Source organism: Chitinimonas naiadis, from assembly GCF_054780835.1.
Genome location: NZ_BAAGVO010000004.1, coordinates 182,266 through 206,314, shown reverse-complemented (window position 1 = coordinate 206,314; position 24,049 = coordinate 182,266). Strand labels below are relative to the sequence as shown.

Annotated in this window: 20 protein-coding genes; 16 read left to right on the top strand and 4 right to left on the bottom strand. The window is 62.2% G+C overall.

The genetic code is table 11. The features are described 5' to 3' along the window. The first annotated feature begins 8 nt into the window (after positions 1-8). The 9 genes from kdpB (at position 9) to zigA (ending at position 11,009) form a co-directional block, all read left to right on the top strand. Positions 9-2,159, top strand: a complete 2,151-nt coding sequence (gene kdpB, locus ACYVHK_RS06885; RefSeq protein ID WP_460528985.1) for a potassium-transporting ATPase subunit KdpB — start codon at positions 9-11, stop codon at positions 2,157-2,159. A gap of 66 nt (positions 2,160-2,225) precedes the next feature. Then, positions 2,226-2,804 (top strand): potassium-transporting ATPase subunit C, encoded by a 579-nt coding sequence (gene kdpC / locus ACYVHK_RS06880; RefSeq protein WP_460528983.1) that lies wholly within the window; start codon positions 2,226-2,228, stop codon positions 2,802-2,804. 189 nt (positions 2,805-2,993) lie between these two features. Next, a complete protein-coding gene (locus ACYVHK_RS06875) occupies positions 2,994-3,992 on the top strand; it encodes a hypothetical protein (RefSeq protein WP_460528981.1) in 999 nt (332 codons plus the stop codon). 78 nt (positions 3,993-4,070) lie between these two features. After that, entirely contained in the window at positions 4,071-6,755 is a 2,685-nt protein-coding gene (locus ACYVHK_RS06870) for a DUF4118 domain-containing protein (RefSeq protein ID WP_460528979.1), read from the top strand. Between the two features lie 57 nt (positions 6,756-6,812). Continuing rightward, the gene (gene kdpE, locus ACYVHK_RS06865) at positions 6,813-7,508 is read left to right on the top strand and encodes a response regulator transcription factor KdpE (protein ID WP_460528977.1); all 696 of its coding nucleotides are present in this window, start codon (positions 6,813-6,815) and stop codon (positions 7,506-7,508) included. Positions 7,509-7,711: 203 nt separating this feature from the next. Then, the gene (locus ACYVHK_RS06860; RefSeq protein ID WP_460528975.1) at positions 7,712-8,170 is read left to right on the top strand and encodes a PTS sugar transporter subunit IIA; all 459 of its coding nucleotides are present in this window, start codon (positions 7,712-7,714) and stop codon (positions 8,168-8,170) included. Next, entirely contained in the window at positions 8,167-9,150 is a 984-nt protein-coding gene (locus ACYVHK_RS06855; protein ID WP_460528973.1) for an amino acid kinase family protein, read from the top strand. Before ACYVHK_RS06860 ends, ACYVHK_RS06855 begins: the two co-directional genes overlap by 4 nt. 13 nt (positions 9,151-9,163) lie before the next feature. Next, the gene (locus ACYVHK_RS06850) at positions 9,164-9,691 is read left to right on the top strand and encodes a GNAT family N-acetyltransferase (protein WP_460528971.1); all 528 of its coding nucleotides are present in this window, start codon (positions 9,164-9,166) and stop codon (positions 9,689-9,691) included. 109 nt (positions 9,692-9,800) lie between these two features. Further along, positions 9,801-11,009 (top strand): GTP-binding protein, encoded by a 1,209-nt coding sequence (zigA, locus tag ACYVHK_RS06845; protein ID WP_460528969.1) that lies wholly within the window; start codon positions 9,801-9,803, stop codon positions 11,007-11,009. Here the strand turns inward: zigA and ACYVHK_RS06840 are convergent. Then, positions 11,006-11,620: a LysE family translocator gene (locus tag ACYVHK_RS06840; RefSeq protein WP_460528967.1), complete on the bottom strand. Its 615-nt coding sequence runs from the start codon at positions 11,618-11,620 to the stop codon at positions 11,006-11,008. The two genes, zigA and ACYVHK_RS06840, sit on opposite strands and share 4 nt — an antisense overlap. A 347-nt stretch (positions 11,621-11,967) precedes the next feature. On the opposite strand from ACYVHK_RS06840, the gene ACYVHK_RS06835 reads away from it, so the two are divergent. Both ACYVHK_RS06835 and ACYVHK_RS06830 read left to right on the top strand, forming a co-directional pair. Next, positions 11,968-12,447: an Lrp/AsnC family transcriptional regulator gene (locus ACYVHK_RS06835; protein ID WP_460528965.1), complete on the top strand. Its 480-nt coding sequence runs from the start codon at positions 11,968-11,970 to the stop codon at positions 12,445-12,447. 153 nt (positions 12,448-12,600) lie between these two features. Further along, entirely contained in the window at positions 12,601-14,421 is a 1,821-nt protein-coding gene (locus tag ACYVHK_RS06830) for a M61 family metallopeptidase (protein WP_460528963.1), read from the top strand. Between the two features lie 73 nt (positions 14,422-14,494). Here ACYVHK_RS06830 and ACYVHK_RS06825 read toward each other — a convergent pair whose 3' ends face one another. Beyond that, positions 14,495-15,742, bottom strand: coding sequence for a D-amino acid dehydrogenase (locus ACYVHK_RS06825; RefSeq protein WP_460534028.1), 1,248 nt, complete (start codon positions 15,740-15,742; stop codon positions 14,495-14,497). A gap of 143 nt (positions 15,743-15,885) precedes the next feature. Here ACYVHK_RS06825 and ACYVHK_RS06820 point away from each other — a divergent pair, with 143 nt between their 5' ends. The 3 genes from ACYVHK_RS06820 (at position 15,886) to ACYVHK_RS06810 (ending at position 20,143) form a co-directional block, all read left to right on the top strand. Further along, complete coding sequence (locus ACYVHK_RS06820; protein ID WP_460528961.1) at positions 15,886-17,736, top strand: sensor histidine kinase; 1,851 nt, start codon at positions 15,886-15,888, stop codon at positions 17,734-17,736. Positions 17,737-18,100: 364 nt separating this feature from the next. Next, positions 18,101-19,183 (top strand): helix-turn-helix transcriptional regulator, encoded by a 1,083-nt coding sequence (locus tag ACYVHK_RS06815; protein ID WP_460528959.1) that lies wholly within the window; start codon positions 18,101-18,103, stop codon positions 19,181-19,183. 102 nt (positions 19,184-19,285) lie between these two features. Further along, positions 19,286-20,143 carry a DMT family transporter gene (locus tag ACYVHK_RS06810; protein WP_460528957.1) on the top strand — a complete coding sequence of 286 codons (858 nt, stop codon included), beginning with the start codon at positions 19,286-19,288 and terminating at the stop codon, positions 20,141-20,143. 10 nt (positions 20,144-20,153) lie between these two features. Here the strand turns inward: ACYVHK_RS06810 and hpnC are convergent, their stop codons facing one another. Beyond that, complete coding sequence (gene hpnC / locus ACYVHK_RS06805; protein ID WP_460528955.1) at positions 20,154-20,993, bottom strand: phytoene/squalene synthase family protein; 840 nt, start codon at positions 20,991-20,993, stop codon at positions 20,154-20,156. Between the two features lie 201 nt (positions 20,994-21,194). Here hpnC and ACYVHK_RS06800 point away from each other — a divergent pair, with 201 nt between their 5' ends. Both ACYVHK_RS06800 and ACYVHK_RS06795 read left to right on the top strand, forming a co-directional pair. Then, a complete protein-coding gene (locus ACYVHK_RS06800) occupies positions 21,195-21,662 on the top strand; it encodes a thioredoxin family protein (RefSeq protein WP_460528953.1) in 468 nt (155 codons plus the stop codon). A gap of 28 nt (positions 21,663-21,690) precedes the next feature. Further along, positions 21,691-22,032 carry an HNH endonuclease family protein gene (locus tag ACYVHK_RS06795; protein ID WP_460528951.1) on the top strand — a complete coding sequence of 114 codons (342 nt, stop codon included), beginning with the start codon at positions 21,691-21,693 and terminating at the stop codon, positions 22,030-22,032. Here the strand turns inward: ACYVHK_RS06795 and ACYVHK_RS06790 are convergent. Beyond that, the gene (locus ACYVHK_RS06790) at positions 22,029-24,017 is read right to left on the bottom strand and encodes an O-linked N-acetylglucosamine transferase, SPINDLY family protein (protein WP_460528949.1); all 1,989 of its coding nucleotides are present in this window, start codon (positions 24,015-24,017) and stop codon (positions 22,029-22,031) included. The two genes, ACYVHK_RS06795 and ACYVHK_RS06790, sit on opposite strands and share 4 nt — an antisense overlap. Positions 24,018-24,049: the final 32 nt, after the last annotated feature.

The following is a 24,049-nucleotide window of genomic DNA, read 5'->3' as shown; positions in this document are numbered from 1 at the left end:
GAACCGTCATGAACGATTTGTACAAACCCTCTGCCCAGCACCTCAATCCGCCGCATATCAACGAAAGTCGGCAGATTCGCGCACTGCCCTTGTTCGACCCGTCCCTGGTCAAGCCGGCCATCGCGGAGTCTTTCCGGAAGCTGTCGCCGCGCGCGCAATTTCGCAACCCGGTGATGTTCGTGGTGTGGGTCGGCAGCCTGCTTACGACGGTACTCGGCATCCAGGCGCTGTTCGGCCAGGGCGAGGCCCCCGCAGGCTTCATCCTGGGTATCTCCGCCTGGCTGTGGTTCACCGTCCTGTTCGCCAACTTCGCCGAGGCTTTGGCCGAAGGGCGGGGCAAGGCACAGGCAGCCGCATTGCGTGGCAGCCGCAAGAACGTGGTCGCCAAGAAGCTGGCGACAGCCAGCCGCGATGCCAAGGTCACGGTGCAGGATTCCGCCAGCCTGCGCCGCGGTGATCTGATCCTGATCGAAGCGGGCGATACCGTGCCCGCCGACGCCGAGGTGATCGAAGGCGTTGCCTCGGTCGATGAATCCGCCATCACCGGCGAGTCCGCGCCGGTGATCCGCGAATCGGGCGGCGACTTCTCCGCCATCACCGGTGGCACCCGTGTCTTGAGCGACTGGTTGATTGCGCGGGTGACCGCCAACCCTGGCGAGGCGTTTCTCGACCGCATGATCGCCATGGTGGAAGGCGCCAAGCGCAAGAAGACGCCGAACGAGATCGCACTGACCATCCTGCTGGTTGCCTTGACCCTGGTGTTCCTGATGGCGACGGTCACGCTGCTGCCGTTCTCGATCTACAGCGTCAACGCTGCCGGTGCCGGTGCGCCGGTCGGCATCACCGTGCTGGTCGCACTGCTGGTCTGCCTGATTCCGACCACCATCGGCGGCTTGCTGAGCGCGATCGGCGTCGCCGGCATGAGCCGCATGATGCAGGCCAACGTGATCGCCACCTCCGGTCGTGCCGTGGAAGCCGCTGGCGACGTCGACGTGCTACTGCTCGACAAGACCGGCACCATCACCCTGGGTAATCGGCAAGCCAGCGCCTTCCTGCCCGCACCCGGCGTGACGGTCGAGGAACTGGCCGATGTGGCGCAAATGGCCTCCCTGTCGGACGAGACTCCGGAAGGCCGCTCCATCGTGGTATTGGCCAAGGACAAGTACGGCCTGCGCGGCCGTGACCTGCAGGACGCCCATTTCATCCCGTTTACCGCCCAGACCCGCATGTCCGGCGTGGACATGAAGGACAGCACAGGCGGTGAGCGCCGTATCCGCAAAGGCTCGGCCGATGCCGTCAAGGCCAGTATCGAAGCGCACGGCGGCCATTGGGTGTCGGCAGTGACGGAGCTGGTTGAGCAGGTTGCCCGCCGTGGCGGCACGCCGCTGGTGGTGGCCGAGTACGACAGCCACGGCCGTAGCCAGGTCATGGGCGTGGTTGAGCTCAAGGACATCGTGAAGGGCGGCATCAAGGAGCGCTTTGCCGAACTGCGCGCCATGGGCATCAAGACCATCATGATCACCGGTGACAATCGCCTGACGGCGGCAGCCATTGCCGCCGAGGCCGGCGTGGATGACTTCCTGGCCGAGGCCAAGCCGGAGGACAAGCTCAAGCTAATCCGCGACACCCAGGCGGAAGGCAAGCTCGTCGCCATGACCGGCGACGGCACCAACGACGCACCGGCCCTGGCGCAGGCCGATGTCGCGGTCGCCATGAACAGCGGCACGCAAGCCGCCAAGGAGGCCGGCAACATGGTCGACCTCGACAGCAATCCGACCAAGCTGATCGAGATCGTCGAGACCGGCAAGCAGATGCTGATGACCCGCGGCGCACTGACGACGTTCAGTGTGGCGAACGATGTGGCCAAGTATTTCGCCATCATTCCCGCCGCCTTCGCCGTCACCTACCCGCAGCTCAAGGTGCTCGACATCATGCACCTGAACAGCCCCGGCTCGGCCATCCTCTCCGCTGTGATCTTCAACGCATTGATCATCATCGCGCTGATCCCGCTGGCCTTGCGTGGCGTGAAGTATCGCGCCCTGGGCGCCGGCCTGCTGTTGCGCCGCAACCTGCTGGTCTACGGCCTGGGTGGCCTGCTTGTGCCCTTTGTCGGCATCAAGTTGATCGACATGTTGCTGGGTGCGCTCGGCCTGGCCTGATCTGTAGCAAGCAACATTTGGATACCCCGCTGCCCGCAGGCGGCGGGACCTGATAGGAGCAAGACCATGAAGAACCTGATACGTCCCGCCGTGACCCTGTTCGTACTTCTGAGCGTGGCCACCGGCCTGATCTACCCGGCAACCGTCACGGCCGCCGCCAAGCTGATATTCCCGCACGAGGCCGCCGGGAGCCTCATCAAGCACGGCAACGATGTCGTCGGCAGTGAGCTGATCGGCCAATCGTTCGGCGGTCCGCGCTATTTCTGGAGCCGTCCGTCCGCTACCGGTCCCATGCCCAACAACGCCCTGGCATCCAGCGGTGCCAATCTGGGGCCGACCAACCCGGCCTTGCTCGATGCCGTCAAGGGCAGGGTGGCGGTGATCCGGGCTGCGCACCCGGACCAGACCGGCCCCATCCCGCAGGATCTTGTCACGGCATCCGCATCGGGACTGGACCCGCACATCTCTCCCGAAGCCGCCTACTTCCAGGTCAACCGGGTCGCCAAGGCCCGGGGCCTGGCCGCTGTGCAGTTGAAGCGCCTGGTTGACGCGCAGGTTGAATACCCCAGCTGGCGGATCTTTGGCGATCGTACGGTGAACGTGCTCAAGCTGAATCTGGCGCTGGATCGCTTGACCAGCGCCTGAGACGAGGCGGCAGTTGGTCCGTGACGTACAGCGGGAGGGGGTCATGCCCCTCCCGGCACCGGTCTATTGAGAGGAATGGTGATGTTTGCACCGCATACCCCGGCACGCCGAGCCGACAAACGGTTCCCTAAAGCACTCAAGTTGCGTAGTGTTCGTGCCGATAAGGTAAATAGATACCGGGAGTGCCAAATGAACATCCCATCACTCAGTTCTCTGCTTTCCTCGTTGCCCAGCCTGTCGAACAAGACGGGTAATCAGGCGGCGCCCAAACAGTCCGATGCCAAGGCCAGCGACAAGACCAGCGGCAATGACCTCCTGTCCCAGGCCGGTAGCGCGCTCAGTCGCATGGGGGACGCGCTCAGCAAGCGTGTATCGCAATTGAACGATGCGATCTCGGGCATGGCCAACCAGTTGGTACAGGGCTTTGCCAAGTCGCTGTTTGGCGATGCGGCCGATGGCGCCACGATCAGCTTCGATCAGACCAGCCTCGCCAGCAGTTCCAGCTTCGCCGCGGCTGCCATGCAAAGCCAGAGTGCGAACGGCACGCAGAGCGCAGCCGGCTTCAGCCTGGAAGACAGCAGCGAATTCAAGGGACATGGCGTCATTACCACCAAGGATGGTCGCAGCTTCGAGTTCGAAGTCGAGATCAGCTACAGCAGTTCCTTGCAGGCCGTTGCTGCCGAAAGTACCTCGACCGATCTCCAGGATGGACAAGGGCAGGGCGCAGATCAGGTTCGCGGCCACGGCGGTCACCATGGGCGCCGTCACGGCGGCAGCAACCGCACCGACGATAGCCAGCCGTCCCAAGCCGCAACGACCCCGTCGGCGACAGCCTCAACGCCCTTGCTTGCCAACTTCCCCGGCAATGCCGCCGACCTGCTTGATCGGCTGACCAGCGAACCGGTGCGTCTCCCTTTCAGCCTGAACCTGCCCGCAACGCCTGCAGCACCTGCGGCGCCGGGCGCGAGTACCGGTTCGGGTTCGACCGCAACGGTACCGGCGACCACCAATGCCCAAAGTGGTGGACAGACCCAGCCGGGTACACAATCACCTTCGCAGCTGCAGCCCTTGCTGGGCAGCATGCTGCTGAGACTGCTCAATCTGGCCGACGGCCCGCGCTATCTCGATCTGCTGCCGCAAGCCACCGACAGTACTACTCCCGCAGGCCGCGTGGACGCGCGCGCCTGATCGCTCTCCCTTTTCAACGACGTGGCATTGAGTAGCCTTACACTCCCTGCCACGTTCGCCTGTGTGCTCTCCGCCTAGATGACAGACCAACGACCTGATCCTGACCGGTTGCTCGATGCAATCCGACAGGAGGAAACGGCTGCCCAACGTGGCAAGCTGAAGATCTTTTTCGGCGCCTGTGCCGGCGTCGGTAAGACCTACGCCATGCTGCAGGCTGCTCGCCAACGCCTGGCCGAAGGCGGTAACGTCCTGATCGGCATCGTGGAGACCCATGGCCGAAGCGAAACGGCGGCACTGCTGGATGGTCTCCCCATGCTGCCATCCCGCAAGGTGCAGTACCGGGACCGGATACTGGCCGAATTCGACCTGGATGCTGCGCTGGCATTCAAACCCGAGCTGATCATTGTCGATGAGCTGGCGCACAGCAACGTCGAAGGCAGCCGGCACCAAAAGCGCTGGCAGGATGTAGAAGAGCTGCTGGCCAACGGCATCGATGTCTACACTGCGATCAACGTCCAGCACATCGATAGTCTGAACGACGTGGTGGGCAGCATTACCGGCGTCAGGGTGCGGGAGACGGTGCCCGATCGGGTGTTCGATCTGGCCGATGAAGTCACCCTGGTGGATCTCCCGCCTGATGAACTGCTGGCCCGGCTTGCTGCCGGCAAGGTCTATCTGGCCGATGCCGCCGAGCGCGCCGCCCGGAATTTCTTCCGCAAAGGCAACCTGATCGCACTGCGTGAACTGGCACTGCGCCGCACCGCCGACCGGGTGGACGCGCAGATGCGCGCTTATCGCGCCGATCGTGCCATCGCCAATGTGTGGCAGGCCAAGGAGCGTTTGCTGGTGTGCGTGGGGCCTAGCGGCGGTGGCGAGAAGCTGGTTCGAGCGGCGGCACGGCTTGCCAGCAAGCTCCAGGCAGACTGGATCGCCGTCTATGTGGAAACCCCATCGCTGCAACGCCTGCCCAATGAGCGACGAGCTCTGGTACTGGGCACGCTGCGCCTGGCGGAAGAGCTGGGAGCCGAGACCACCACCCTGGCCGGCACCGACCCCGCCGACACGCTGGCGGCCTATGCGCGCAGCCGCAACGTCGGAAAGCTGGTCATTGGTCACCGGCAGCAGCCCGGCTGGCAGCGCAAGCTGCTGCCTGGCCTCGCAGACAAACTGGCCGAGCGCTCGGCCGAGCTGGACCTGTACCTGGTCGGCGTCGATGACCAGGCGGCACCACCGGGTAGAGGACGCAACCTGGTACTCACGCCGCAGCGCTGGCGTGGCCACATCGCTGCCGCCCTGGCCGTGGCGGTGACGACCATGGCGGCATCCGCCTTGCTCACCGTGTTCGACCTGGCCAACGTCGTCATGCTGTTCCTGCTGGCGGTTGTCCTGGTCGCCATCCGCTATGGCCGTGGGCCAGGGGCGACCGCCGCCTGCCTGGCGGTGGCCTGCCTGGATTTCTTCTTCGTTCCGCCCAGGTTGACCTTCTCGGTCAACGATACCCAGTACCTGTTCACCTTTGCCCTGATGCTGGCAGTAGCGCTGATCATCGGCCAGTTGGCGGCCCGCTTGCGCTTCGAGGCCGACGTGGCACGACAACGGGAAAAACGCGCCCATGAACTGGGCCGTCTTGCGCAGGAGCTGTCGGCCGCGCTCACCACCGAGCAGATCATTGGTATCGCCGGTGAGCGGGTACAGGCTATTTTCCAGGCCAGCAGTACGATATTGCTGCCGGACAGCCATGAACGCGTGAGGGAACCGTATGAAGACGACGCCCCCCACCGCCTGACCGGTAGCGACAGCAGCGTCGCTCAATGGGTCTACGACCATCACCAGTCCGCTGGACAAGGTACCGCGACGCTGCCAGCCAGCCCGGCTCGCTACCTGCCGCTCAAGGCACCGATGCGTACACGCGGGGTGCTGGCCATTCTGCCGCAAGACCTGGGCCTGTTCGACGAGCCGGAGGACATGCGCCTGCTGGAGGCCTGTGCGGCCCAGATCGCGCTGGCACTGGAGCGGGTGCATTTTGTTGAAGTCGCGCAGGATGCCCTCGTCAACATGGAAGGAGAGCGCTTGCGCAACGGCCTGCTTGCCGCAGTCTCGCACGATCTGCGTACGCCTTTGACCGCGCTGGTTGGCCTGGCGGATACGCTGGCCGACAGCCAGTTGGCAGAAGCGACTCGCCAGGAACTGACCCAGGTAATCCGCGACAAGGCCAAGGGCACGGCCGAGCTGGTCGGCAAGCTGCTCGACATGGCCAGACTACAGGCCGGCGCCATCCAGCTAAGACGAGACTGGCAATCCATGGAGGAAGTGCTGGGCTCGGCGCGACGGCAACTGGATGGGGTGCTCGCGGCTCACAAGGTCATCAGCCATCTGCCGCCCGATCTGCCCCTTTGCGAGTTCGATCCGGTCCTGCTGGAGCGCGTCCTGGTGAATCTGCTGGAGAATGCGGCCAAGTACACCCCGCCAGGGAGTGAAGTCGCCGTTTCGGCTGTGGCGCGTGGTGGGCTGCTGCGGGTGACCGTCGACGACAACGGCCCCGGCTTGCCGGCCGGGCGGGAGGAAAAGCTGTTCGGCAAGTTCGAACGTGGCGAGAGCGAGTCCGCCTTGCCTGGGGTCGGTTTGGGGCTCGCCATCAGCCGTGCGATCATTGAAGCCCATGGTGGCCGCATGCACGCCGAGAACCGACCGGAAGGTGGCGCCCGCTTCGTTTTCACGCTGCCGCAAGGTACTCCGCCGGCGATGTCGGAAGACGAAGCCTGAATACGCGCCGCCACGTCTTGCGGACCGCAGCCACCCCATCACCAGACTGACCTCATCTTGACTACCCAACGCCTCCTGATCATTGAAGACGATGCCCATATCCGCCGCTTTCTGCGTAGTGCGCTGGAAGCGGAAGGCTTTGCCGTATTCGAAGCCGAAACCGGCCAGCGCGGCCTGATCGAGGCCGGTACACGTCAACCTGCGCTGCTGATTGTCGATCTGGGCCTGCCCGACATGGATGGGCGGGATCTGATCCGTGACGTCAGGAGCTGGTCCGCGGTGCCCATCGTGGTGTTATCGGCCCGCGAGCGGGAAGAAGACAAAGTCGCGGCACTCGACGCCGGCGCCGATGACTATCTGGTCAAGCCTTTTGGTGTACCGGAGCTGCTGGCACGGGTCCGCGCACAGTTGCGGCGTGGTGCACTCAACGTCGCAGGTGAAACAGAGCCCTTGGTCCGGTTTGGACAGATAAGCGTCGACCTCGCCAAGCGCGAAGTCAGGCGGGCAGGAGAGGCCGTACACCTGACCCCCACTGAGTACCGCTTGCTGACCACCCTGATCAAGGGCCATGGCCGCGTATTGACCCATCGCCAACTACTGCTGGATGTCTGGGGGCCCGGCTATGTGGAGCGCGGCCACTATCTGCGTATTTTCATGGGCAATCTGCGGCAAAAGTTGGAGGCCGACCCCGCCGAACCGGCGCACTTCCTGACTGAACTGGGTGTCGGTTACCGCTTGTTCGGCCTGGATTGATGGCCGGCCTGCTGGCGTTGTGTATGCTTGCAGCATCTTTAGCCGGCAGGGGGTGGTCTTTACGCCGTCTTTACACGGCGCTCCCTAAAGTAGCGGTACGACATCAGCCATTGTCCTTGCCGCTCAAGTAAGACAAGTACCGATGTCGTCCCGTCATCGGCCCTGGCGCGGGACCCAGCCATGGCCAACAGGATGAGCATCCCATGCATACCCTAGCCCGACTATGCCCGACCGAGGACATACTGCTTGATGCCAAGGTACAGAACCGGCAGCAGTTGTTTGATCACGTGGCCCATCACCTGCAAGGACGTTATGGACTGCCCGGCGACAAGATCGCCGAGCGCCTGATGGAGCGGGAAAAGATGGGCTCCACAGGACTGGGCAGGGGAGTGGCCATTCCGCACGCCCGACTGCCAGGTTTGCACATCCCGCTGGCGGTCTTCATCCGCCCTGAGCGACCTATTCCCTTTGATGCCCCTGACGGCAAGCCCGTTGGGGAGCTCTTCCTTCTGCTGGTACCGGAGCACGCCAATCAGGACCATCTTCAACTACTCGCAGACGCCGCCCGGCTATTCTGCACCCAGCCCTTCCGCGCGACCTTGCGCACCGCCAGCAAACCAGAAGACGTTCGTCGCCTATTGCTGGAGGAGCAGTTCTCATGAGCCACACCAATCCCCGTCACCCTAGTCCGATATCGGCGATCCCGTCTGGGCAGGCGTCGCAGGCAACGTCTGCCAGCCAGGGAAAGCAACTGGCCTCATCACTACCCTATGTACAAGCGTTGCACGGTCAGCGCGTCATGGTGGTCTACGCCGGCCAAGCGGTGTTTGAGCCAACAAGCCGAGCCGCCTTTGCCCAGGATATCGCGATGTTGAGCCTGCTCGGTGCACAGCCCATGTTGGTCCACGGTGGCGCACCGTCCTGGCAACCCGGTAGTCCGGCGGGGCGCGGTCACCTGGCTGAAGCGCTTGCCCTCCCAGTCAAGCGGGCAGCCCTGGCCGAAATCAACCGGGATCTGGTGCAACTGATCAGCCGCCAGGGACCCAAGACATTGGGCCTGGCAGGGCAGGACGGCCATTGCCTGCAAGCCGCAGCACATGGGGCAGCCGGGGTGACCGGGGTGGCCGGCACCATTGCTACGCTCGACATGCAATTACCTGAGTTGTTACTGCAAAACGGCATGCTGCCAGTCCTGATGCCGGTCGCCCCAGATGCCGACGGACAGGACCACCTGCTTGCACCGGAGACACTGGGTGCCACCTTGGCCCAGCAACTGGCTGCCAGCACGCTGGTGATCCTCACGGACAGTACCGCCATGCATGAGCTGGCGCATGCCAACGGCCCCAACAACCGCGCGGAATGGGATCTCTGGCTACAGGATCATCCTGCATCGATGGCCGCTGCAGCCATCCGCGCCGGGCTGGAAGCGCTGGCGCATGGCATCAAGGCTGTTCATATCCTGGATGCCGGGGAACCGAGCGCGCTGCTGACGGCATTGCTGACCGAAGAAGGTTGCGGCCTGTTGCTATGCCGCCATAGCGGTGCGCAATGGCTGGCCGACAGCAGCCGCTACTTTCACGATAGCGATAGCGTACTGCGCGCCGGCTTTGCCGTGGAACGCAAACGCGTGGTCCGGTTCTAGGAGGCGGATCATCATGCCAGATCGACATTGGGCCACCCCGGTCCATCTGCGTCCCTGGCGGCCGGAGGATTCGGCCGCGATGCTGACCGGCGTCTTGCACCGGGCCTTTGCGCCGCTGGCCGGCATGGGTCTGCATTGCGCCAGCGCCCATCAGGATGCAAATGCAACCGCAAGCCGGCTGAACAAGGGTCAGGCCTTTGTCGCCATCGCTGACCGGCAACTGGTGGGAACGCTGACCATCTATCAACCTCAGGAAGATAGCGAGGCGTTCCACTACCGGCAACCGGGTGTAGCCAGCATCCATCAATTTGCCGTCGAGCCGGCCTGGCAGGGCAAGGGCGTAGGGGATGCCTTACTCAAGCTGGCCGAGCGCTGGGCCCGTTCACATGATTGCCATCGGCTGGCACTGGATACCCCGCAACCCGCCCGCCACTTGCTGGCCTTCTACCTGCGCAAGGGTTTTGAACTCGTGGAGTCCCTGCATTTCAGCGGTCGCGGCTATCACAGCGTGGTCTTGAGCAAACCGCTGGTAGCGACTTAGCCATACGTTAGCGGACACGTCATGGCGGTGAGAAGCAAGGAACATTTGCCTCCCCGACAATCAAATGATACGTTATAACATCCGTTTTATTTAATAGCAGGACACCCCCATGCAAAAACTTCCCGTTACCGTACTGTCGGGCTTTCTCGGCGCAGGTAAAACCACCTTGCTCAACCACATCCTGAACAACCGCGATGGTCGCAAGGTCGCGGTAATCGTCAACGATATGTCCGAGGTGAACATCGATGCCCGACTCGTCCAGGAGGGGGGCGCACAGCTATCCCGTGCTGACGAACGCCTGGTCGAGATGAGCAACGGCTGCATCTGTTGCACCCTGCGCGAGGACCTGCTGATCGAGATCGGCAAATTGGCGCGGGAAGGGCGCTTCGACTATCTGCTGATCGAATCGACCGGTATCTCCGAGCCCTTGCCGGTCGCCGAGACGTTCACCTTTCGCGACGAAACAGGGGCCAGTCTTGCCGATATAGCCCGCCTGGATACCATGGTGACGGTCGTCGATGCGCTCAACTTCCTGCGTGACTACAGCTCGCGCGCCCAGCTCTCATCCTTGGGAGAGGCCGCGGGAGACCAGGACGACCGGACCATCGTCGATCTATTGATCGAACAGGTGGAGTTCTGCGACGTGATCGTGCTCAACAAGACCGACCTGGCCAGTCCGGCACAACTGGCGCAGCTGCGCGCCATCCTGGGCGGCATCAACCCTCGCGCCCATATCGTCCAGAGCCAGTTTGGCCAGGTTGCGTTGGAGGAAGTGCTTGATACTGGTCGATTCGACTTTGAGGCCGCCGCTGAAGCACCCGCCTGGCTTGCAGAGCTGCGTGGCGAGCATGTACCAGAGAGCGAGGAGTACGGCGTACGCAGCTTTGTCTACCGCGCCTGGCGCCCCTTCCACCCACAGCGGTTCTGGGCCTGGGCGCACAGCGAGTGGCCCAATGTGATCCGTTCCAAGGGCTACTTCTGGTTGGCGAGCCGGCATCGGATCGCGGGTAGCTGGTCACAGGCTGGCGCGGTATCACGCCATGGGCCCGCCGGGCTATGGTGGGCTGCAGTCGATCGCCGTGACTGGCCCCAGGATTCGGCGGGGCGAGCCATGATCACCGCGCGCTGGCACGAGCCCTATGGTGACCGATTCCAGGAGCTGGTCCTGATCGGCGTACAGCTCGACGAAGCGGCGTTGCGGCAGGCGTTCGACGCCTGCTTGCTGACCGACGCGGAATGGGCGATCGGTCCGAATCACTGGCAGGCGTTCGACGATCCATTCCCGGCCTGGCATTTGGCGCAGGATCAAGCGGCCTAGCGCAGGACGGCCAGCATGGCTCCCATGCCCAGCAGCAGGCTGGCCATCAGGCGATTGAATAGTCGCCAGCGGCGTGGGCGATGCAAAAGGGCACGAAACTGTTCAGAAAACAGGGCATTCAGCGCTACGCCGGTGAAGAACAGCAGCAGGAAACTACCCGCCAGAAGCAGGTATTGCCATGAGCCGCTCCAGCTAGCGTCGGTGCGGATGAATTGCGGGAAGAAGGAGGGAAAGAACAGCAGCGTCTTCGGGTTGAGCCCGGAGGTGGCGAAGCCGCGCCAGAACAGCCGGGCGCTATCGGTATCCTCCTCGGCATCGGCAGCGGGTTGCGATGCCCGCCACTGCTGCCAGCCCAGATAGACCAGGTAAGCGGCGCCCAGCCAGCGCAATACCTCCAGCGCACGCCCATCGAGCATCAGTGCCGATCCAAGGCAGAGACCCGTCAACACCAATTGCAATAGCACGGCCAGGCTGGCCCCCCAGATACAGGGCAGGGCACTACGCCAACCCGTCGTGAGCGACAGGCTTATGGCCAGGATATTGACGGGGCCTGGCGAGAAGATCAGTACCAGGGTTGCCAGTAGAAAAGACAGGTAAAGCTCAAAAGACATGGGGGCTCGCTTGCCGGTGCGTACCGCCATGCGGCTTGTGGCCCCATGCGGCCGCTCTGGCGGCTGATTGATCGGCGCTGTCATGCCCGCTGAGCGCTACCCGGACACCGGTCGTGCGGATGATCGCTCACGCTGGCCGTGGCTACGGCCGGCCTGCAAGGTCCTGCTGGTTCACAGCCCAACGACCATCTGTTCAATCTTGTGGATCGAGCACGCTGCGCAGACATGAAAGCGTGAGGAAAATATACCCAGCCAATCACGGAATGAGCTTCCTGATTTCATTGCAAAATAACCATATCAAGGAATATTCTTCACGCTAATGTGAATATTGAGGAAGCTGTGACCAAATGAGCGTCAATCCCAAGCAGCACCTGCTGGATGCTCACGATCGCAAGATCCTTCGCTCCCTGCAAAAGAACGCCCGCTTGAGCAATGCGGACTTGGCCGAGCAGGTGGGCCTGTCCGCCACGGCCTGTTGGAACCGCACTCGCCAGCTTGAAAATGAAGGCTATATCCGTGGCTATGTCGCGCTGCTGGACCAGCAGAAGATGGGCCTGGCCGATACCGTGCTGCTGGAAGTCACCCTGGACCGGCATGAGGACGATGCGCTAGCCCGCTTCGGCGAGGAGTTGGCTGCCTTGCCAGAAGTATTGGAGGCTTATCTGGTCTCTGGAGAGTACGACTACCTGGTCAAGGTCGCTGTCGATGGCACGGCCGGCTATGAGCGCTTCCTGCGGGAGAAGCTCTATCGTATCGCCGGCATACGGCATAGCCGTTCCATGTTCGCCTTGCGCTGCATGAAAAGCGTTCCCTCGGTACAGATATAGGGGAAACAGGGAAACGCCGACCATCCCGGACATTCACCGCCTGGGCAAGATTTTTGCGGCCAGCCGGGGCCGCATGCGAAAGGCGTCCATTTTGCTTTGTCTTGCAAGGGCGTAAACTGCGCGCCTTTCCTGCTTGCACAAAGACTGGCCACCATGAAGCCCGCTATCCGCTATCAGATCGTCCCCTCCGCCCCTGAAGCCCATCTGTTCGATGTCACGCTGGTCATCGACCAGCCTGCCGCAGAGGGCCAGCAACTGAGTCTGCCGGTCTGGATTCCCGGCTCCTACCTGGTACGTGAGTTCGCCAAGAACATCGTCACCATCAGCGCAACGGACGAAAACGGTGCCGTCGCCATCGAAAAGCTCGACAAGCGCAGCTGGCGAGTTGGCAAGGCCAAGGGCGCCCTGACGGTACGCTACACCGTCTACGGCTTCGACCTGTCGGTACGAACCGCCTACCTCGACCAGACCCGGGCCTTCTTCAATGGCACCAGTCTCTGCCTGAGCGTAGAAGGACAACTGGACGCCCCGGTAGCGGTGGAGCTCGTCGCTCCCAGCGGCAAGGACTACCGCGACTGGCGTGTCGCCACCAGCCTCAAGCCGCTGAAGGCCAAGCCCTATGCCTTCGGCACCTACTTCGCCGCCAACTACGACGAACTGATCGACCATCCGGTCGAACTCGGTGATTTCACCTTGATCCAATTCAAGGCCTGCGGTGTACCGCACGATTTCGTCCTGTCCGGCCGTCTGCCCAAGATCGACTCCAAGCGTCTGGCCCGTGACGTCAAAGCCATCTGCGAATACCAGATCAAGCTCTTTGGCGAGCCAGCCCCGTTTGATCGCTATGTATTCATGACCTTCGTCAGCGGCGACGGTTACGGTGGGCTGGAGCATCGTGCCTCGACGGCCCTGATGGCAAGCCGTGACAGTTTGCCGCAGCCGGGCGAGACCGGCATGAAGTCCAGCTACCGCCAGTACCTGGGCCTGATCAGCCACGAGTATTTCCATACCTGGAACGTGAAGCGCATCAAGCCGGCAGCCTATGCGCCTTATCCGTCGGATGGCGAAGCCTACTCGCGCCTTTTGTGGGCGTTCGAAGGCCTGACCAGCTACTACGACGACCTGACGCTGGTACGTACCGGCCTGATCGACGTCGACAGCTACCTGGAGCTGTTATCGCACACCATCACCGGTGTATTGCGTACCCCGGGTCGTCTGGTGCAATCCCTGGCCGATTCCAGCTTCGATACCTGGATCAAATATTATCGCCCCGACGAAAACGCCCCAAACAGCATGGTGAGCTACTACACCAAGGGGGCGCTCGCGGGTCTGTGCCTGGATCTGCATATCCGCAAGGAGAGCCGCGGCAAGCACAGTCTGGATGACGTCATGCTGGCGCTGTGGCAGCGCTACGGTCGGGACTTCTATGAAGGCAAGCCGGTCGGCGTGCCGGAGGAGGGCTGGGAAGCCGTGGCCGAGGAGGTGACGGGTCTCAAACTCAAGCCGCTGTTCGATCGCTTCCTGCGCAGTACCGAGGACCTGCCGCTGGAGGCCGCCCTGACCGAGGTCGGCGTGCAATGGCAGGCGCGTGGCCAGGTAAGTGCTGGTGACAAGGGCGGTTGGCTGGAAAAGAGCAAGCCGACCGGAGTCTGGCTGGGGGCGCGTACCGCGAGTGATAATGGTCTCGTCAAGCTGACCCATCTGTTCAGCGATGGCCCGGCCATGCAGGCCGGCCTGTCGGCAAACGACGTGCTCGTCGCCATCGATGGCCTCAAGGCCAACCAGGCGAATGTGGATGCCTCCCTGGCCAGCGCCAAGGCAGGGGACAAGCTGGAGCTGCTTGCTTTCCGCCGTGATGAGCTGATGAAGTTCAAACTCAAGCTGGAAGCCGCGCCGGCCTCCACCGTGGGCCTGAAGGCGAGCGATGTAGAAAAGACCGCCGTGACCAAACGCAAGGCCTGGCTTGGCGCCTGAGCATGATCGCTGCGCTGCAAACGGAAAACGGGGCATACGCCCCGTTTTTTATCCTATCCAGCTTGCCAGGCCGTCAGGTGCCCACAAAACTGAATTCAAGCTCGGGTTTGCGACCGGCAATGATCTCGGCAATGGCGCGGCCGGAGCCAGGACCTTCGGTCCAGCCCAGCGTGCCGTGACCGGTATTGAAATAAAGATTGCTCATCCTTGACCGACCAATGATGGGTACGTTGGATGGCGTGGAAGGCCGCAGGCCGGTCCAGTACTGGACCGAGTTCGGGTCGGCCGAATTGGGGAACAGCGAGAAATAGCGCCGTATCAACGCTTCGCAGCGGACATCGTTGAGTTCGGTGTTGTAGCCGTCGAGTTCTGCCGTACCTGCAATGCGGATACGGTTACCCAGGCGGGTATAGACCATCTTCATCGCGTCGTCGGTAATGCTGACCGTAGGCGCGCCGTCAAAACCATCGGTCACCATCGTGGCCGAATAGCCCTTGGTCGGATAGACCGGCAGGTTGACCCCCAGAGGGGCCAGCAACTGCGGGCTGTAGCTACCCAGACAGATCAGGTAGGCATCACCCCGGATGGTGTCGGAACTGCCGTCGCTATTGCAGGCACGTACACCGGTGATCTTGCCACCCTCGGCTTCCAGCGCACGGATGCAGGTATTGAAACGGAACTCCACCCCCCGCTCGGCCGCCAGGTTGGCAAGCTGCTGGGTAAACAGGCGGGCGTCACCGGATTCATCATCCTCGGCCCAGATGGCACCGGTCAGCCGGCTGCCGAGCACGGCCAATGCTGGCTCCAGTTCTACCGCACGCTCCCTGGGTACGGCCTCGCGATGACAGTTGTAACGGCGCATCAGGGCAGATGCTTCGGCCGCTGCGTCAAAACTCTGCTGATCGAAGAAAATCTGCAGGATGCCGCGGCTCAGTTGGTCGTACTGGATGCCGGTGCTCTCGCGCAGCGCCTTGAGCGTACTGCGGCTATAAAGTCCGAGATTCACCAACTGGATGATGTTGTGTTCGGTGCGGCCAGGCAGGCATTCCAGCAGGAAACGCATGCCCCATGCCCACTGCTTGGCATCGAGACGAGGCCGGAACAACAGGGGAGAATCCTCATGCCACAACCATTTGAGCACTTTCAGCGGCGCGTCGGGATTGGCCCAGGGCTCGGATTGCGAGACGGAAATCTGTCCGCCGTTGGCGAAGCTGGTCTCCAGCGCGGCCTCGGGTTGACGATCGATAACCGTCACGTCAAAGCCTGCTTCGCGCAGGAACCACGCCGAACTTACACCGGTAATACCGGCCCCCAGGATCACGACTTTCAACGCTGTCTCCTCAATTACCACTACTTGCAGGTTCGCTTTGTGGCATGCGATGTTTGCATCGCCACTCCGGCGAGCCTAATAATACCTGTGTAGTTCACAGAATAATTATCTAACAAAAGCCAGGGAGTCGTTCAATGAGCCTCACGCTGCGTCGCGCGCTAGTACTCGCGATTCTGGCAGGCCTGCTGGTTCCGGGATTGTTCATCAGCTATCTGACCCTGCAAAGGCAAGAGGATTCGCTGATCAAGCGCCTTACGGAGGATCATAACCGCATCACCGAGATCCTGGTGCTGGGCATGCAGGAACCGCTCTGGAATCTGTCACCGGACACCGGCGAGCCCTTGCTCGCCTCGGTGATGAGTGACGAACGTATCGTCCGGGTCATCGTTCAGGATGCGACGCTGGGTACCTTCCTGGAAAAAAACAGTCCGGAGCGCCGCCAGGGCAAGCTCAAGACGCAGTCTCAAAGCGTGACCAAGCAGGGCAACATCATCGGGAAAGTTACGGTGGAGATGGACGATGGCACCGCACTCGCCTCCATCCACCAATACCAGCGCTATTACTTCGTGACGGCGGCCATCCAGCTCGCGGCCAGCTTGGGCTTCATCCTTTACCTGCTGCAGATCAGGGTGCTCAATCCCTTGCAGCGCCTGATGTCGGAATCCATCCGCCTGGCCCGTCGTGACCTGTCCACGCCGTTCGAATGGCGCCGCCATGATGAAATCGGCAAGCTGGGGCAGAGCCTGGAAATTACCCGCCAGTCCTTGCACAGCCTGTTTGCCGAACTGGAAAGCAAGAACAAGGAGCTGGAGGCGGATATCCAGCAGCGCAAGCAGATCGAGCACGCCCTGCGCGCCAGCGAGGATCGCTACCGCCGGCTGGTGGAATCCACCAATGTCGTTCCCTGGGAAGCCAACCCGGCCGAATGGCGCTTCACCTATGTCGGCCCTCAGGCAGAAACACTATTGGGGTACCCCCTGCATATCTGGTACAGCGAAGGCTTTTTGACCAGCTACCTTCACCAGGACGACCGGCACCTGGCCTACAAGTTGTTTACCGAGACGCAGGACAAGGACAACACCATCGAGTTCGAGTGCCGCATGCTCGGCGCCAATGGCAAGGCCGTCTGGGTCATGCTGGTGGCAACGATACTGCCTGACGAGGCCGGCGAGCGACATCTGCAGGGCTATCTGATCGACATCTCCGCGCGTAAATCGACCGAGATCGAACTCAATCACTACCGCAACCATCTGGAAGAACTGGTCGAACAGCGTACCAAGGCGCTGGCAGCGGCCAACAAAGAGCTGGAAGCCTTCTCCTACTCTGTATCCCACGATCTGCGGGCGCCGCTGCGCAGCGTGGACGGTTTCTCGCAGGTATTGCTGGAAGACTACTCGGACAAGCTGGACGACGCGGGTCGCCAATACCTGGGGCGCATCCGTCGCGCGACCCAGAACATGTCCAACCTGATCGACGATCTGCTCAATCTGTCCAAGCTGACTCGCAGCGAAGTCAATACGCAGCCAGTCAACCTGTCCGAAGTGGCGAGCGAGATCGTGCAGGAGCTACGCCAAGTTGAACCCGAGCGGGAAGTGGCAGTCAATGTGATGCCCAACCTGATCACCGATGCCGATCCGAAGCTCGTACGCGTCGCGTTGCAGAACCTGCTGGCCAATGCCTGGAAGTTCACGGCGCGCAGCAAGGACGCAGAGATCAAGTTTGGTGCAACCCATATCGACGGCCAGAATGCCTTCTACGTCTCGGACAACGGTGCCGGCTTCGATATGGCTTACGCGGACAAGCTGTTCGGTGCCTTCCAGCGCCTGCACAGCCCGCAGGAATTCGAGGGAAATGGTGTCGGCCTGGCGATCGTACAACGCATCATTCACCGCCATAACGGGCGGGTGTGGGCCAAGGGCGCGCCAGGGCAGGGGGCAACGTTCTACTTCACGCTGCCGCGCCAGTCAGATCGCGCGGTCAGCTAGCCCACGCTGGAAAAGGTGCGGGCGACCCGTGGGTCGCCCGCTTTTTTGTTGATCACCTGTCGTCTGCCGGTCGGTTACTTTTGACCAACCGGTCAACAGGACAATCGTACTAGCCATCGTCTTTGCGCTGGCCGGGAGGGATTCCTCCTCCCCCCGAGATTTCCTCCTCCTCGGGCGGATGGTTGAAATGTAATTACCTTGAACGCTGCCGTCATCACCCAAATGGAGGATAGCGTTCAAATAGTTTCTATATATCTTGTTTATCAGGGAGGGCTTGTACAGAATGCTGTACAGAACAAAACAAGCCTGTCCGCCGAGAGAGTGGCCTTGAATGGCAGAGAATAAATTGCCTCAATATGATTTGTTGGTCACATCCATACATGCTGTCGTACTTGAACCCAGCAAATGGGATGCCCTGTTACGCCGGATAGGCGACGCCATCAAGGCGAGCTCAGGCACATTCCAGTTGCGCGACAAGGTCAGCGGCAATGCCTTGCAATGGCATAGCTACGGTCATGATGAAAAAGTAGTCGCGGCCTATGCCAAGCAATTCATCAGCCAGGATCCCTGGACAGGGGTCATAGACAGAACGCCCGTCGGCAAATGGGTCGCCGAGCATCAATACTTCGACGACGGCTTTGTGTCGCGCAATGATTTCTTCCAGAAATTCATGCTGCCCAACGGCTTGCGCCGCATCATCGGCACGCGCGCGTTCGACGATGGCCGGCACGAGGCACTGATCAGCTTCCAGCGCGGCACCGATGGCTCGCCCTTCAATGGTTCCGAGGCCGAACTGCTGAGCCGCCTCTCGCCCCACCTTGAGCTCGCCTGCCGGCTTTCAACCGAATTTTCGCGCCTGCGCATGCAGGCGGCCGTCGCCCGCCAGGCGCTGGACCGACTGGCAGCACCATTATGGGTCGTGGATGGGGAAGGGCAGGTCCTGTTCTCCAACCAAGCCGCCGAGACCGACGGTTTGCCCGGCATGCACCTTCGTCACGGCTGCCTGGTAGCCGAGGACGCCAATGTGCACATGCGCCTGCTGTCGCTGCTGCAACAAGCCAGCTCCCGGCAGTCTCTTCGTGGCGCCTTGGCACTCGAACGCCCCGAGGGTGGTCGCCTGACCGTGCTGATTGCTCCCATGCCGGCAGACTCGCCACTGGTTGCGGATTCACGTCGGCCTCTGGTCCTGCTGATGGCGCACGACCCGAATGCCAGCGAGGCCCAGCCGCTGGAAGTACTGGCCGCCCTCTATGGCCTGTCGCCGGCAGAATGCCGGCTCGCCGCCTTGCTGCTTGAGGGCGATACCCCCGCAGAAGCCGCAGAACGGCTGCAGGTCCAGGTCTCAACCGTACGGACCCAGCTCAAGTCGATGTTCTGGAAAACCGGCACCCACCGGCAGGGCGAGCTGCTCAAGCTGCTGGCCGGCGCCTTGCTGCTCAAGTTCTGATCTGCGGCGCGCCCAGGCAGGCAAGCTGCGTGGGCGCTGTCAGACCACACTATATTCGCAGCAGCGCCAGGAAGCGGGAGGGCATACGGTAAAATACGCCACATGACTCCTCGTTCCCTGCAGCAATCCGGCCCGTTCTGGATGCTGGTCGCATCCTTCCTCTTCGCCTGCATGGGCGTATTCGTCAAGCTCGGTGCCCACTACTTCAGTACCGCAGAACTGGTTTTCTATCGCTGCCTGGTTGGTTTTCTGGTGATCGGTGGCGTGATATTCCTGCGCGGCGGATCGCTACGCTCGCCCATGCTGGGCAAGCAACTCACCCGGGCCGTCGCCGGCACCGCCTCGCTGATGATGTATTTCTATGCGATTGCCCATCTGCCGCTGGCAACCGCTGTCACGCTCAACTACACCTCGCCGCTGTTCCTCGCACTGTTCACCACCATCTGGCTGCATGAACGCCCATCGCTGGCACTGGCCGGTGGCGTGCTGCTTGGCTTTGCCGGTGTGGCCCTCTTACTCCAGCCCACGTTGGATCGGGATCAATGGCTGGCGGGCGTCATCGGACTGGCATCGGGCTTCGGCTCCGGCATTGCCTACCTGAATGTGCGCATGCTGGGCGAGGCCGGTGAGCCGGAGTGGCGCACCGTGTTCTATTTCTCCCTGTTCGCCACGCTGGCCGCAGGCTGCTGGATGGCCTTTGGTCAATTCAGCCCCCTGACGCTCGACAATATCTGGATCATTGCCGGCATGGGTGCTTGCGCCACCGCAGCGCAATTGGCCATGACCCGCGCCTACGGCACTGGCCGCACCCTGGCGGTCGCCAGCCTCGCCTATACGACCGTGCTGTGCTCCAGCCTGTTTGGCATGTTGATCTGGGGAGATGCCCACTCGAGCACCAGTTGGCTGGCCATGGGCCTGATCGTGCTCAGCGGCGTCGTCACTACGCGCCGCGCTCGCTAGACCCGACGATTCAGGAGCGGATCGCCTTCGGAAACATCGCCCGCAGCAAGAGCTCGGGCCAATCTCTGGCTTTCAGCTTGGGGCGATGGCGGAACACGTCATGCTTCGCCGCCTCGATCTTTTTCAAAATGGCATCGCCGCCCAATACGGTCAGCCGAATCTCCAGCCCTAACCGCCCCGGCAGGTAGGTGCCCAGGGGCGAGCCAGCCCGCAGCATGCGACGGGTACGGTCTATCTGGAAGGCCATCAAGGCATGCCAGTTGGCATCCATCCGGCCTTCGGCGATCTGCGCCTCGCTGACGCCAAAACGGGCCAGCTCATCCTGAGGCATATACACCCGGCCTTTCTGCCAGTCCACCGCCACATCCTGCCAGAAGTTGATCAGTTGCAAGGCTGCGCAGATGCCGTCGGACCAGGCCAGCTGCCGGGTTCCGGCATGCCCGGCGATATGGAGCACGATACGCCCGACCGGGTTGGCGGAACGCCGACAGTAGTGCATGAGCTCGCCAAAGTCGGCAAACCGTGTCTTGACCACATCCTGGGCAAACGCATCGATCAGGTCCCGGAACAACTGCAAGGGTACCTGGCAGGGCTGGATCACCTCGTCGCGCAAGCTGACGAATAACGGTGTCTCCGGCTGCAGGCCTTGCTCTATCCGGTCCAGCTCGGCTCGATAGGCATCCAGCAGCGCCAGCCGCTCCGCCGGCGCCAGATCACCTTCGTCGGCAAAGTCGTCCGCGCTGCGCGCAAAACGATAGACGATGGCAATCGGACGGCGCATCGCCTTGGGCAACAGCAAGGACGCAACCGGAAAATTCTCGTAGTGGTCTACAGCGTAGGTCTCGGACATGGCGGCGGATTATACGTGGCCCGGACGGCACCAGCGCGTGATCCTTGCCCAAGGAGGAGGAATTACCTATTGCTCCGCCGGCAATCTTCTTGCATATTAGTGCTTATGCATGTGGTCGGTTGTTTTTCGGGTTCTTATTCCGAAACAATATATAGACTGGTCGCTTCCTGTTTTTCGGTTTCCTTGAATGTCTGGTGCCCCATGAAATCAATGCTTACCACGGCTCTCCTTCTGCTCAGCACCCTGGGCATGGCGGCCGAAACTCCCTACAACGAAGCGGCCGATGCCAAGCAAGAGGTCAAGCAGGCACTGATCAGTGCCCACAAGGCCCAGAAACCGGTACTGGTGGTGTTTGGCGCCAACTGGTGCGAAGACTGCCGTGCGCTCGACAAGGCATTGAAATCCGAAAAGAACGCCAAGCTGATCAGCAAGGAGTTCGAGGTTGTGAAGGTCAATGTCGGCCGCTTCGACAAGAACCTTGATCTCGATACCGTCTACGGCAACCCGATCAAGAGGGGCATCCCCGCTGTTGTCGTGCTGGCACCGGATCAACGCGTGCTGTATGCCACCCGCGCCGGGGAGCTGGCTGATGCCCGCACCATGAACGACGAAGGCGTCTACGGTTTCTTCAAGAACATCGTCGACCAGGCTGGCAAGTCGGGCAGCTGAAACGCCATACCTGAAGCAGGGCTCCGCGATGAAACGCCGTCGCACGCAGGATGACCTCACTCCGCCGGTACCGATCCACTCGGAGCCGGCGGTTTGCCTTCTATGTGGCCGCACGCTGCTGCCAGGCCCTACGGTGGATCAGCATCACCTAATGCCACGCAGCCACGGTGGCAGGCTGACCATCCCGCTGCACAAGATCTGCCACCAGACCATCCATGCCGTGTTCAGCGAACGCGAACTGGCCGACTACTACCACACCATTCCCCGCTTGCTGACGCACCCTGATATCGCCCGCTTTGTCCGCTGGGTCAGCAAGCGGCCCGACGGGTTCTACGACAGGCCCCGCCATACCCAGCAACGGCGCAGCTAGCCAGCCAGTGGGATATCAAAGCCCGTGACGGGTTGCCCCTGCTCATGCCGTTGCCACATGCCCAGAAAGGCACGCTCCAGGCTATGCACCGTGGCATCGGTATCAAATAGGGGAAGCGTCTGTCGACTCGACACCAGATGCCGACCCAGGGCCTGCAGCCTGTCAGGATTACGGCCCAGCTCGATCGCCATCGCCAGGTAGGCCTCCGGCGTGCCGGTAATCAACTCCGGCAAACCCACCGCCGCCAGGCAGCTTGCCGCAACCCGGCTTGCAAAGCTGTCGCCACTGCAGGTCAGCAAGGGGACACCGGCCCACAAGGCATCGCTGGCGGTCGTATGGGAGTTGCAGGGCAGGGTGTCGAGCGCCAGATCGGCGAGGCTCAAGCGGGCAAGGTGCGCAGCCTGGGGCAGGGGCGGCGCAAAGACCAGCCTGTCCCCGCTCACGCCGGCGCGCTCGGCATAGGCACGCAAGCGGGCATGGCCCGCGCTGGCACCAGCCAGCAACCACAGCACACTGCCAGGTATCGCCAGCAGCAGTTGCATCCAGACCTCGAACATGGCCGGCGTCAGCTTGTAGTGCTGGTTGAAGCAGCAAAACACCAGCCCCTGCTCCGGCAGCCCCACTTCGGCACGCCCCGGGGCCGGGTCAACGGTCCGGGTGCGGTCATTGATCTGGTAGCAATGCGGCAGGCGCACGATCGCCTCAGAATAGGCCGGCTCCCGCCCTGGCGGGATAACACAGGCATCGGCAACCAGATAATCGCACCAGCCCGCACCGAGCGTGCCCGGATAGCCGAGATAATGGACCTGCACCGGCGCCAGCCGCTGCGCCAGCAATTCCGTCCTGCTATGCCGCGTCCAGCCTTTCAGGTCGATCAGGATATCAATCCCGGCCGCGCGGATATGCGCCGCCAGCGCCGCGTTATCCAGGTGGCCCACTGTTTCGAACCGGTCAACGTCGGCCATGATCTGGGCTCGAACACCCGAATCATCCCGGCGCCCATAGTCATAGGCGATAACCTCGAACCGGGTCCTGTCATGGCGCGCAAACAGCCCACGGGTCAGCCAGCTGGTGGCATGGGCAAAGAAATCCCCCCCCAGATAGCCCAGCCGTATCCGGCCTGACGACTCTGGCCGTACAGGCTGCGGGCGGGGAACCACATCGGCCGGATAAGGTGCGGCCCAGCGTTCTGCAACCTGCTTTTGCACCAGGGGATCACTACTTAACCCCAGATGGATGAATGGCGAAATCCGGGCGCCACCATCCGCCTGCATGGCCTGCGCCAGCGCCGCTTGCCGGCTTTCCAGCCCATGCCAGTCCAGCAATTGCATGCGCATATGTACCGCCCCCGCCAGGGCCTCGGCATAGCCTGGCTGGCATAGTGCGGCCCGTTCATAGGCAGTCAGCGCCTCCGCCGCATGGCCATGCTCCTGCAGCAGGCTGGCGTAGTTCTTCCAGGCCACGGCATAGGCGGGGTCCAGCTCGATGGCACGTCGATAGTGCCCGAGGGCGGCATCCACATTGCCCGCCAGCTGGAACAGAATGGCGTAGTTGTTATGCGCATGCGGCAAGCCCTCATCCAGCGCGAGTGCACGACGGTAAGCCTCGCCCGCTGCCAATGGCTCACCGCGCTCCTGCAGGCTGGTGGCCAGGTGCTGCCAGGCCAGCGCATGCTCAGGCGCCAGCTTGACCGCTCGCCTATAGGCCTGCTCCGCCTGATCAGACACATTGATCGCACGCCACAACTTGCCAAGCTGGAGCTGGAAGTCCGCCCCCCATTCATCGCTATCGGTATTTGCCTGCTGCAGCATGGCGGCAACCTGCTCCCGCGACCCTCGCGTCAGCGCCATTTCAGCTCGCAGCAGCCAGGCTGGCGAGTAGGCAGGGTGCTGTTCCAGGATCATGCCCGCAAAGTTATCCGCGGCCTGGAAATCGGCTACCTGCATACGCTGGCGGGCAATGCTCAGAAGTTCGGAGGGCGACAAAGGCGACTCATGGCGTACGAGGGGATCGGAGG